10 protein-coding genes are annotated in these 11,951 nt (G+C 60.4%); 5 read left to right on the top strand and 5 right to left on the bottom strand.

Annotated features, from left to right (window positions below; translation table 11 throughout):
* Positions 1-8: 8 nt before the first annotated feature.
* The 4 genes from sphsw_RS14585 to sphsw_RS14570 all read right to left on the bottom strand — a co-directional run bounded on the left by sphsw_RS14585 (position 9) and on the right by sphsw_RS14570 (position 4,485).
* The gene (locus tag sphsw_RS14585) at positions 9-1,226 is read right to left on the bottom strand and encodes an alginate export family protein (protein WP_031441257.1); all 1,218 of its coding nucleotides are present in this window, start codon (positions 1,224-1,226) and stop codon (positions 9-11) included.
* Positions 1,226-2,509 (bottom strand): nitrate/nitrite transporter, encoded by a 1,284-nt coding sequence (locus sphsw_RS14580; RefSeq protein ID WP_081874355.1) that lies wholly within the window; start codon positions 2,507-2,509, stop codon positions 1,226-1,228. Before sphsw_RS14580 ends, sphsw_RS14585 begins: the two co-directional genes overlap by 1 nt.
* A 192-nt stretch (positions 2,510-2,701) precedes the next feature.
* Positions 2,702-3,910 carry an ABC transporter substrate-binding protein gene (locus sphsw_RS14575; protein WP_031441255.1) on the bottom strand — a complete coding sequence of 403 codons (1,209 nt, stop codon included), beginning with the start codon at positions 3,908-3,910 and terminating at the stop codon, positions 2,702-2,704.
* Entirely contained in the window at positions 3,907-4,485 is a 579-nt protein-coding gene (locus sphsw_RS14570) for an ANTAR domain-containing response regulator (RefSeq protein WP_031441254.1), read from the bottom strand. Before sphsw_RS14570 ends, sphsw_RS14575 begins: the two co-directional genes overlap by 4 nt.
* A 474-nt stretch (positions 4,486-4,959) precedes the next feature.
* Between sphsw_RS14570 and sphsw_RS14565 the strand changes: the two genes are divergently transcribed.
* The 3 genes from sphsw_RS14565 to sphsw_RS14555 are packed head-to-tail and all read left to right on the top strand — an operon-like array spanning position 4,960 to position 8,395.
* A complete protein-coding gene (locus sphsw_RS14565) occupies positions 4,960-6,042 on the top strand; it encodes an ABC-three component system protein (RefSeq protein WP_200874045.1) in 1,083 nt (360 codons plus the stop codon).
* Complete coding sequence (locus tag sphsw_RS14560; RefSeq protein ID WP_031441252.1) at positions 6,039-6,539, top strand: ABC-three component system middle component 2; 501 nt, start codon at positions 6,039-6,041, stop codon at positions 6,537-6,539. The genes sphsw_RS14565 and sphsw_RS14560 overlap by 4 nt, the downstream gene beginning before the upstream one ends.
* On the top strand, positions 6,539-8,395 hold the full coding sequence (locus sphsw_RS14555) for a hypothetical protein (protein WP_031441251.1): 1,857 nt from the start codon (positions 6,539-6,541) through the stop codon (positions 8,393-8,395). Before sphsw_RS14560 ends, sphsw_RS14555 begins: the two co-directional genes overlap by 1 nt.
* Here sphsw_RS14555 and sphsw_RS14550 read toward each other — a convergent pair.
* On the bottom strand, positions 8,392-9,723 hold the full coding sequence (locus sphsw_RS14550) for a hypothetical protein (RefSeq protein WP_042467415.1): 1,332 nt from the start codon (positions 9,721-9,723) through the stop codon (positions 8,392-8,394). The genes sphsw_RS14555 and sphsw_RS14550 overlap by 4 nt on opposite strands.
* Positions 9,724-10,407: 684 nt before the next feature.
* Between sphsw_RS14550 and sphsw_RS20905 the strand changes: the two genes are divergently transcribed.
* Complete coding sequence (locus tag sphsw_RS20905; protein ID WP_031441249.1) at positions 10,408-10,668, top strand: recombinase family protein; 261 nt, start codon at positions 10,408-10,410, stop codon at positions 10,666-10,668.
* Positions 10,668-11,951 (top strand): recombinase family protein (locus tag sphsw_RS14540; protein ID WP_031441248.1); only part of this gene is annotated, 1,284 nt, incomplete at its 3' end. The genes sphsw_RS20905 and sphsw_RS14540, both read left to right, overlap by 1 nt.

Below are 11,951 nucleotides of genomic sequence, written 5' to 3'. Positions count from 1 at the left end.
GGGTTTGGTCATGAGAAAGCCCAATCCAGGGAGAGCCAGAGTTTCTTGGTGTCGGTCGCGAAGCGGTCAGCGCGATAATCGGCATATTTGAGGAGCGCGGTGTATCGGCCCTTCCGGACGCTGACCTGCGCATCGACCTCGTTGCCGTAATGCTGGCTGAGCCGGTCGCTGTCGAAGCGATGGTAGCTCGCGATCAGGCCAATCGCGTCGAGCCCGGCGACCGTCTTCCAGCCATGACCGACCGAGCCGTAAGCATCGCGCAGGCCATTGGGCGGGGTGACGAGGAACTTGTCGGCCCAGCCGTTGAACTTGTGCAAGGTGGCGAGCGGAGTCTGGAAGCTGGTGACCGCGACGCCCTTGTCCGCGCCGAGCACTTCATACCCGCCGGTGAGCGACAGCGCCTTGGCAGCAATACCCAGTTCGCCCGCATAATAGTCCGCGTGATAGCGATTCGGGTTGCGGTGATAGTCGCTCTGCGAAGCGAAGCTCGCCAGATAGGTCAGCTTGACCGTCTTGCTCAGCGGATAGGCACCCACGAAACGCCCGCCGTAGCTCTGGCTGGAGTTGACGAACACCTGCCGCTCGTCCTGGTCGACCAGATACGCAAAACCCGTCAGCGTGCCGAGGCTGGTCTTGTACGCCAGATTGGCGAGGAGATTGTCGCCGCCAATCTCGGCAAGCTTTGCAGGACCGAAGCGATTGCCGCCATCGATCCCCCAGATCGTACGGACATTGTTTGCATAAATGACATCGGCCTTGAGGTTCTTGATCGCCGACCATTCGACCCGCACCGCATCGAAGGTCTGCTCATTGTCGCGCCACGCGACCGCGCCGACGAAGCGCTGGTCGTCGAGGTTGATCGCCTGCCGCCCGACAGTGACGACGGTCTGCTTGAGCCCGCGATATTGCAGCTGCAGCCGGTTGAGTTCGACATTCTGCGGATCGGGAACGATCGGGTAAGCGGTCTTGCCGTTAAGCCCGCTATTGTAGGCCGGGTTGATCGCCAGCGTTGCCTCGGATTCGGCGAGGAAGCTGAAATCGCTGAGCTTCGCCTCGAACCCGCTGCGGAGCCTGACCGTGACCGCGTCGGCGTCCTTGGCAAGCGGCACCTGCTCGACATGCTCGTAGCGCAGCCGCGCATCGACCAGCGGGGTGAATGTGAGCGGGTCGGCGAGGGCCGGTGTCGCCACCAGCCCTCCCAATACGAGGAGCGACAGCGCGCGCATCAGATCCGCGCGCCGTTCGCCGCGGTCCAGCTGCCGCGCCAGTGGCGCTTGACCTTGAGGATGCCGAGCAAGGCGATAACCGCGAGCCCGGCGAAGATCAGGAAGCCCGGCGACGTGCTGCCGGTCCACTGCTTGGCGAAGCCTAGCGAGGAGGCCAGGTAGAAGCCGCCGACCCCGCCGCCGAAGCCGACCAGCCCGGTCATCACGCCGATCTCGCTGCGGAAGCGCTGCGGCACGAGCTGGAACACAGCACCATTGCCAAAGCCGAGCGTAGCCATCACCAGCAGGAACAGGCCGAGCGAGACGAGCAGCGAGGCAGGTGCGGTGCTGATCGCGACCAGCGTAATCGCCGCCAGTAGATAGACCGCGGTCAATGCGCTGATCCCGCCGATCCTGTCCGCCACCGCGCCGCCGATCGGCCGCACCAGCGATCCGGTGAAGACGCACGCCGCGGTGCAATAGCCTGCCATTACCGGAGTCAGTGCGAAACGGTCGGTGAAATAGACCGGCAGGCTGGCGGCGAGCCCGACGAAGCCGCCAAAGGTGACGCCGTAGAACAGCATGAACCACCAGGTGTCGACTTCCTTGAGCACCGACAGATAGGCAGCGAACGGCTTAGGCGCGGGCTGGCTCGGCGAGTCCTTCGCCATCACCATGTAGAGCACGAACACGATCACCAGCGGGATCACCGCCAGCCCCAGCACCGCGTTCCACCCGAACGCCTTGGCGAGCAGCGGCGCGAACAGCGAGGCGAGCACAGTGCCCGAATTGCCCATGCCCGCAATCCCCATCGCCTTGCCCTGATGCTCGGCCGGATACCAGCGCGAGGCCAGGGGTAGGGCGACCGCGAAGCTCGCCCCGGCAAAGCCCAGCACGACGCCGAGCGCGAGCGTGCCCTCGAAGCTGTGCACCCCGAACAGCCAGCCGATCGACAGCCCGGCGATGACGATGATCTGCCCGATCGCCCCGGTCTTTTTCGGCCCGATCTTGTCGACGAGCAGCCCGTTGACGAGCCGCAACACCGCGCCGGCGAGCGTCGGCACGGCCACCATCAGCCCCTTCTCGGCGGGCGACAGTGCCAGCTCCTTGGCGATGATCGGCGCGAGCGGGCCGAGCAGCACCCACACCATGAAGGCGAGATCGAAATAGAGAAACGCGGCGATCAGCGTCGGACGATGCCCGCTCTGCCAGAAGCCGGTGGCACCCGGCGCGGTCGGCTTCGCCCTGGCACGCTTGCCGGTCCCCGCCAGCCCCGCGTCAAACCCTGTCTGCAGCTGCGTCATCGTCCCGATTCCCCCCTCGAGCAAACGCAAAAAAGCCGCCGCGGCGCTCGATCATGCGAGACGCGACGGCGACTTTGCCAGATTGTTGGTGATGCCGAAGACGCTACCCCGTTGCAGCGTCTCGACGATGACCGAAAGCTGCATCGATTCGCGCCGCAACGCAACAATTTTCTGCGACGCGGTGCTTAAAGCTCAGAATCCACCCAGATAGCCGGCCAGATCGGCGGGATCGAAGCTGCGCGCATCGAAGAATCGGTCTGCGCCGAGGATCAGCCGCCCCTGTGTGGTGCCCACGCCCAGCGCTTCGACGATCCCGCCCTCGAGCTTCGAGCTCGCCCCCGGCAGCGGGACGCCCAGCGGCCGCAGCGCAGCGCGATAGACGTCGGGGCGAAAGACGCGCTGCGCGGCGTCATAGCTGGTGGCATTTGCTGAAACATGGCCGGCAATCGACATCTGCGCATAGAGCCACGCTGCCTGGCTGACCCATGGAAAGTTGGCCGCCTCGCGGTGCTGGAACATGAAGTCAGGCACGTCGATCGGCGCCGCTCCTTGCGCAAACACGATGCGGTCCGAGATCGCGTGGCCGATCAGCGTCGCCGATCCATCGAGATAGGCCGGACGCGCGAGGATTGCGGCGATGTCCTCGCGCCGTGCCGGATCGACGAAAGCGACGCCCGCCCGGTACAGCGCGCGCAGCAGGCGGTGGGTAAGGTCGGGATCCTCCTCCATCCGCGCGGTCCGCATCGCCAGCACCTTCTCGACGCCGCGCAGCCAGATCTGCGACGTCACCGCGACGATCACGCCGACGCCGCGATCGACCGCGACGCTGTTCCACGGCTCGCCGACGCAGATCCCGTCAATCTCGCCCGCGGCAAGCGCGTCGGCGGCGAAGGGCGGTGCGACCGTGACGATCGCGACGTCGGCGTCGGGATCAATCCCGCAGCCGATCAACCAATAGCGCAGCATGTAATTGTGGCTCGAATAGCGATGCACCACACCAAAGCGCAACGGCGTGCCGCGCTCGCGCGCCGCCTGCGCGACGATCGCAAGCCGCGCCCCGATCGCCGCGACATCGCCCGGCGCGCCCACGGCTGTGACCTGCGCGGCAAGATCGGGCCGCAGCGTGATCGCATTGCCGTTGAGCCCGAGCACGAACGGAACCGACAGCGGCGTCGCCGGCCGCCCCAGCCCCAGCGTCGTCGCGATCGCGAGCGGCGCGAGCAGATGCGCGGCATCGCTATGGCCATAGAGCAGCCGGTCATTGACCGTGGCCCAGCTGATGTCGCGGATCAGCTCGAGCGAGATGCCCTCGGCCTCGGCAAACCCGAGTTCACGCGCAAGGATCGGCAAGGCGGCGTCGACCAATGGCAAAAAACCGATGCGGAACGGCGTGGTCGTCATAAATCCCCCATCAGCCGGTTGGCGGTGACGATCGCGTCGGCGACATCGCCGATCCGCCGCCCGCTATCCATCGCCGCCTTGCGCAGCGCGGCATACGCTGCTGGCTCGTCGATCCCGCGCTTCTTCATCAGCAGCGCCTTGGCCTCGTCGATCGCCTTGCGCTCGGCGAGCGCGCTGCGCGCTTCGTCCAGTTCGGTGCGCAGCCGCGAATAGGCGCGAAACCGGCGGATCGCGAGTTCGAGGATCGGCCGGATCCGCTCCTTCTTCAGCCCGTCGACGACATAGGCCGACACGCCCGCATCGATCGCCGCCTCGATCCCCGCCACGTCGCTCTGGTCGACGAACATCGCGACCGGCCGCGCCATCGCCTTGGACAAGGCGAACAGTTCTTCCAACTCGTCGCGGTGCGGATTGGCGAGGTTGATCAGCACGACATCGGGCGACAGCGCCTCGAGCCGCGCGGCGATCCCGCGTCGATCGACGAAGATCGTGACATCGCTCAGGCCCGCATCGCGCAGCCCTTCCTCGATCACCGCCGCGCGCGCGGCACTTTCATCGACAATCGCGATCCGCAAATGCGTGTCCCCCGTGACGCCCTTAGACCGATGACATAGAAGACCAAAGCTGATTGAGCGGACGATCTCCTGAAGCCTTGAGCACGTTTACGACGACAGATTCTGAGACTGCAAATGCATCATGGAAGCGGCGATAGCGGGCGCACTGCCGGCCGGGCGCTCACCGGCAGCTTCTGTCACTATCAGACGTTTACCGTAACTGATTGGAATGACCGGCTCTGGTCGATACCTGCCCTCCGCCTCAGCACGTCGACCCAATGTCGGTCGTTCTCGGCAGTTTAGGTGCGTCCCGAAACCGGCCATTCGTTCATGCGGCATGCAGCGTCGCGATGACCCGGATTCTGATCGAACGTCAGCTAAAGCAGACGCTCCCAGGACAAGTCTATGGCCAAAGGCGACTGACAAAGGCAGGGTCTGTCCGGGGGCCATGTGACGAAAAGCAAAAACGACCAGATACCAGGCCAAGTATCAGAGTTGAAACCGCTCACGCCGTGGCCAGGTGCGAATGCACGCTTGCTCGGTCTCGGTGTCGGATTGCCAATATCGGCGTTCGATCGTCTTGCGAACTTTAGCGCTGCGGAGTTCGAGCGATTTACCTTGGAATGGGCGACCGACTATCTGGCTGTTAAAAGACCGGAAATCGTCGAGGTTCAGCAGCGGGGTGGCGCAGGCGATAAGGGCCGCGATGTCATCGCCTGGCATGATCCAAGCACTGTCCCGGTTCGTAAATGGACGCTCTATCAGTGCAAGCACTATGGGTCAGCACTGGGTGCTGGCACAGCAGCGGCAGAAATCGGTAAGGTGCTGTTCTATAGCCACCGTGGCGACTACTCCTTCCCAGAGGAGTATCACTTCGTAACTCACAAGGGCGTGACCTCGCCGTTCCAGGACCTTCTGGATAAGCCCGAGGACCTGCGGAAGTTCATTATCGATAATTGGAACGAGCATTGCCGGAGCAAAATCCGTAAAGATCCTGCTGAACTGACCGCCGAACTCAAAGCCCACATTGAGAGCGTCCCTTTCGCGGCTTTCCGTGCGAAACAGCCGCTGACCCTTTTGAACGAACATGCTCAAACCAAATATCATCTGACCGTTTTCGGCGCGCCCTTGATCGATCGCCCAAAGCCACCCGAACCGCCATCCGCGGTGACAGCTGGCGAGAACAAATATGTCGCGCAGCTCATGGAAGTGATTTCAGCCGATCTTGGCCTCACTGTGTCGAGTCTAGCAGATTTCCTGCATTCGGATAAGCATCGCCGATTGTTCGATCGATCACGCCTGACCTTCTATCACGCCGAAGGACTCAAGGAGCTGGCGCGGGATCAGATGGCTGACATTGCGTTCTTTGATACACTCCTGAAGGAGTTCCACGACGGCCTATACCACTGGCATACCGGCGAGCCTGCGGGCTATCCGCGGCTGATCGAGACCGTTAAGGCGTCGCAGACCATTCAGCTCAGCAAGCACGCGCTTGAGCCTAACGTTCTCCCGAACGACCGAGAGGGCATGTGCCATCAAATGGCGAACGAAGGGCAAGTCCGGTGGTGCGACAAATGAGCTGGCCGCATCAACAGGCACGACCGTTTAACACCCCGATAGAGTCCGGAATGCGGCTTCTTTTCGCACTTGAGGAGGCCAAGGGCGAGGCCTTCGATCTCCAGCGACTCGTGTCTTACGACTATCTTCTTGTCCATTCCGGCGACGTGGAAAGTGGCCCGGCGAGCCTTCACCCTGCCGTGCCCTTCAGGGGAGGAGAGCTTTTGGTAAAGCGAGAACTCGTTCGCATGGGTCTCGACACCATGTTCGCGAAGGAGCTTCTGGAGAAGAGTTTCGAACCTACCGGCATTTGCTATCGCGCTACGGCACTCACTGGCGCGTTCCTGAAATTGCTCGTGTCCGCCTATGCATCTTCGCTGCGTGCGCGGGCGACCTGGGTGGTTGCACGTTTTGCGGCCTATACAGACGAAATGCTGGAAAGTTACATGACCGAAAATGTCGGTCGCTGGGGCGCTGAATTTGATCGTCTTACCGCGATCAAGGAGCTGGAACTGTAATGCTCCAAATTAGGGAAATACGTCTCACGGGCCCGAATGTTGAAGACGCTTCGGTCAAATTCGGTCCAGGCCCGAATATCATCGCCGGTGAATCCGATACTGGAAAAAGCTACCTGCTTCATTGCCTCGACCATATTCTCGGGGCAGAGGAGCTGAAAAAGCGCATCCCGCGAGCCGAACCCTACGACGAACTGAAAGTCGAGTTTCAGAATGCGGCGGGCGACTATCTCGCCCTAGTGCGCAGCCTTTCCGGCGGTGATCTCAAAGCGTATCGCTCCCAGATCGACGCCATCGATGGAAATGGCGAGGCGATCGCCTACCGGCGGCATGGTACCAGCAAAGCTGATGACGTAACATCGATCCTGTTTCCTTTCGCGGGCATCAAGGAAGCGCTGCTCCGCAAGGATAACGATGGGAAAACGCAGCGGCTTACTATCCGGACATTCTTGCCGACGATAATCGTCGACGAAGTCTCGGTGATCGAAGAGCAGTCACCCGTCCTTGGGCGGGCAGGGTTTGATGATACGGCGCGAAAGCGCATGTTTGCCTACATGCTGTCTGGCAAAGACGACTCCAGTGTTGTCGCCAGTGAAAAGAAGGCGGTCGTCACGGCTCGTCTGAATGCTCAAGTCGCGCTGATCGATGATCTGTTGGCACCGTTAGAGCAACAGCTCCAAGCTACCCCGACTGATCAGACAGACGATTCCATCGAGAAAATCGATGAGACGATCGCCAGAGTGTCCGATGAGCTGGCCGCGATTGAAACGGAACGCGCGAACTTGCTGAATGAGCGCGACACCGCAAGCGAAGTGAGAATAAAGGCCGAAACACAAGTCTTGGCGATTGATCAGTTGCTCACGCGATATCAGCTGCTCAGTGAGCATTATACGTCGGACCTGAGCCGTTTAGATTTCGTCGCAGAGGGCGCGTATTATTTCGATGGCTTGCAAACCGTCACTTGTCCGCTCTGCGGTCAGAATATGGACGAAGAGCATGTTTATAAGGCCGCGCAGGCCAGTGCAGGTGTCTACGCGGCTGCAAGGGCGGAAGCCGCGAAAATCCTTGCTCAGCGCGCAGACCTCGAAGACGCTATCGGCAGCTTAGAGCAGCGACGCGAAGCACGCGATGCAGAAAGGGCGACCGCACTAGCCGCGTATCAAGGAGCCGAACGCAGGCTTGCCAGCATCTTGCAACCTGCCGCCGCCAACAGCACCGCGCAGCTTCGCCGCCTTAATGCGCGGCGACTGGAGCTGGAATCGGCCCGTAACACTAGCGATCAGGTCGAAACCTTGCGCGCGCTCAAAGCGAAAATAGAGCAAAGCAACACTGGTAAGGGAAAAGCAAAGCCGCAGTGGGAAAGCCTGCCCGGAACCTCCTTGCTGGCATTCTGTAAGGAAATCGAATCTATTCTTAAGGAATGGAAGTGGGAAGGAGAAAGCCGCGTCGAATTTGACGAGAAGAGTTTCGACATCAAAGTCGATGGACAGACTCGACAATCTCACGGTGCTGGCTTTCGGGCTGTATTGTATTCAGCCTTCGTCCTCGCGTTGGCCAGCTATTGTCAGAAGAACAATCGACCACATCCTGGCTTTGTGGTCATTGACAAGCCATTGACTAGCTACAAGCGACAGGGTGCGAAGGGTGTCGAGGGGCCTGACAGTCCAGTAGGCTCCGGCGTGGAGGCAGCGTTCTGGGATTCGCTCACTAAAATGGCCAAGGGCGTGCAGGTCATCATCGTGGAGAACAAGGAGCCGCCCGCCAGTGTTGCCGCTGCCGTCCACTACGAGTGGTTTGCCGGAAATGAAGCCGGACCCAGCGATCGGGTTGGCTTCATTCCAGAGGTATCGGGTAACTAACCCTCTTCCCGGATGCCATCGGTGCCCTTCGGCAAATCACCCCAATGGTCGGGGATCGGCTTTTTCCAAACCTCGTAGAGCGGAGCGAAGGCGAAGTGAGCGCCGTTCGTATGTTCGATCGTATCTGCGAGTGTGAACTTTTCGCCATCCCGCAAAATCTCCGTACTCAGATGGATTGGATCGCCGTCCTTTGAGACGGCGGTGGCCGTCAAAAGCTCTTTCCTGTCCGGGGAGTCGACGGCGCGCATATATGGATTGGCAGGGTTCGCCAGTGCGCTCCATGTTTCGCTGATCAAGACGGCGGCGTCTGCACCGATCTTTTGAGCCCTTTGCGCTAAGGTCCGCATCATCATGAATTTGTGACCATGCTCCATCGGACGGAGTTCGCGAAAGTCGATCGGTTTTCCATTCCGAAGAAGAATGACCATAGTGATATGGTAGCCGTCCTTCTCGAACATTCTGCGCGCCGCTCCGAAAAGCGATCGCGCATGGTCATGAACTTTGCCGCTGTCGGCGTACATCGTGGACGGGTTGATGCCATATCGCTTTTCGAGCTTTGGCCCTTCCGCAATCATTTCTTCTAGACCGAGCTTCTTCTGAATCACTTGAAATTCTAGCGGCTTGCCTGTCGCAAGCCACACATCAAGAGTGCGGGCGTCTTCATGCCCGATCATGCACGGAAGACGGCCTTCTTGATCTCCCTCCGCGAATTGCTCCCCGGTGTTCACGTTAGTGGAGACAGGTGCGACCAGTCCCATCTGCTCGTGCGCCGATCGAACCAGTTGAGATAGATGCCCATAGGCTGTCGCCACCGCATCCAGCAGTTCCGTGTTGGGCAGCGAATTTTCGATCCAGCGACGGCGTATACGCAACACGCCGTCCTTCTTGATATGCTGGCCGACAAGAGAATCGGGAACGCTTTTGATCAAAGCCAGCGGCGCGTCCGTGAGTTTGGCAGGTACTTGTATCTTGGGGCCTTCGTTCAGGTGAGAGGCGACAATCTCCGCGCTCACAAAACTGTGCGCCTCCAGATCGCCCTGCTTTTCGATCTGATTGCGAGCTTCAACCATCCAGCGCATGAGCGGAATGGCTGCCAGCTTAGCTTGCCGTTCTTTATACCACTCTTCGAAATCCGGGATGAGCGCCTTATTCTTTTGTAGAACGAATGAGACCTGCCACGCCGTTTGAATGGCGGCCTGGATGGCAACCCGGAACTCGTCAGGTTCGAAATACGCCCGTTCGGCCTGATGCCAAAAGCGATGGACATCCTCCAAGCGACGATCGATCGCCGCCAACGGACATTGATTTTCTTCGTGATCCCAAGCCATGTTACTATGGAAGTCCTGTCGAGCTTCAAAGGTGGCGATGCTGGATGCCGCTAGATTAGTTAAGCACAAGAATAGCCTGTCGGCGAGCGCTCGGCCCAATCGCGTTAGCTACAAGAGTGGTCGTTGTGGTTTCCATCGTTGGACGCATCTTACCAGGCAAACATCGACACGCGCACCATTTCAAGGGCAGATTCCGGGCTCCGGGCATAGGCCGTAAAAAAGAAAAGCTCGTAGCTGCCTTCTTACGCCATGTGAACGAATGCCCGGAAAGGCGTTTCCGTACTCCAAAGCGGACCGGCGGATTCCCACCCAGAACGGCGATGCAGCCCCCTGCCCAGCTATCTGAACGAACGTCCGCTTACGCCGTTCGCCTCCCGAAAGCGGACAGGCGGCTTTCCACCAGTTTTCACTAATCTCCGCGACGGGTTAGCGGCAGATTCTTCTCTAGGGGGGTAGGACGGGAAGGCCAGTCTTGCTGGCGGCTATGTAGGTGATGTGCGACCGACGCCCCCACTCCGCTGCTCCAGCAGCTTGGCCATCGAGCTATCAAAGCTGCTGGCGCGCGATCTTGCACGAGCCGAGTTCCGAAGACGAGCTGCTCTAAACAGAACCGCCGAAGGCTATGATGTAGACGGGAACGTTCAGCGAAACGAGGTTGAGGAAAGCTGATGCGCGTACTGCTGTATGCACGCTATTCGACGGATCCAAGATCCGCTATCGATCGCCACGCAGTTGACGATGTACCGTCGCGGCCTCGCACAGCGAAAATGGACCGAGGTCGGCTGCTACACAGATGGTTCGCAGTCCGGCGCAACAATCCACCGGGCCGGGCTACAGGCGTTACTTGCCGCGGTAGGAACCGGGGGCGTTGACGTAGTGTTCGCAGATGAGATGGACCGGGTGTCGCGAAGCCAGGCGGACATGCTTCGCTGTACGAAAGACTGATGTTCCGCGGCATCCTCCTTGTCACACGTAAGGAAGGTGAGGTCGGGGCGCTGCAAATCGGCATGATGGGAACGATCAACCCCGAACAGATTGCCGCGACCAGCGAGAAAACTCGCGATGCTCTGATCAAGCGGCACGCAATGGGAAAGAATCCCGGCGGCACGGCATATGGCTATGAGAAACGCATCGCCTACGACCTGAACGGCGAACGTACCAGGGGTCTGCAGCAGATCGTGCCGGCGCAAGCCGCTATCGTCGTACGGATCTTCGAAGACTATGCTGCTGGCGTATCGTCCGGCAGCATAGTCCGCCGCCTTAACGAGGAAGGCGTACCGCCCCCGCGCAGCGGTCGACGTGATCGGGCAACTTCGAGCAATCCACCTGCATGGACGCCCAACACGCTGACCGGCAACGCCGAGCGTGGTACTGGCATTCTCAACAACCAACTTTATGTCGGTAGACGCGCTTACGCCCGCCAGACGTACCGCAAGAATCCCGATACCGGTAAACGACATGCATTCCTGAATGCAGAAGAGCAGCAGGCTACCACGGTCGCAGCACCAGACCTGCGCATCGTCAGCGACACGTTATGGCAGAGCGTCAAGGACCGGCAACAGTCGCTGCGGCGTGGCCCGATGAAGGCCCGGGACGCCGTCCCTGCCCTGCCCTTCTTCGCACAGCAGCGCCCGAAATATCTGACATCCGGCAAGATGACCTGCGGCGAATGCGGTTCGAGCTATGCCAAATCTGGTCGCACGCGGTTCGGCTGTCAGGGGGCATCAAAGAAAGGCCCCGCCTTTTGTGGGAACCGTCTGACCATCCGCCAGGACGATCTCGACGCCCGCATCCTATCCGGTCTCGCGAACGAGATGGTGCGTGACGAGGTGCTCGCGGTATTCCTCGACGAGGATGCGAAGGAGACGGCGCGACTGGAGGCAAGCGCGACCGACAATCAACCGCAGCGCGATCTCGAATTGATGGAGATCGACCGGCAGATCGCCCTTGCCAAGGCAGCCATCCTCAAGGGTGTGGATGCCTCGATGTTCATTGCGGAAATGAGGGAGTGGGCCGAGCGACGAGGCACGTTGCTTGCCGAAGCGGAACGCGCATTTAATGTACCGACGCCTACCAACTTACTACATGCGGATCTTGGCAACACGTACCGCCAGAAGGTCGGACGGCTGACCGATGCATTTGAGGATGATGCGCTCCGCTCACAGGCGTTCGAGCGCATCCGTTCGCTGATCGACACCGTGGTGTTGAAACCGGAAAACGGCGTACTT

Source organism: Sphingomonas sp. FUKUSWIS1 (assembly GCF_000733135.1).
Lineage (GTDB): Bacteria > Pseudomonadota > Alphaproteobacteria > Sphingomonadales > Sphingomonadaceae > Sphingomonas > Sphingomonas aerolata.
This window is presented reverse-complemented; position numbering and strand designations above follow the sequence as displayed.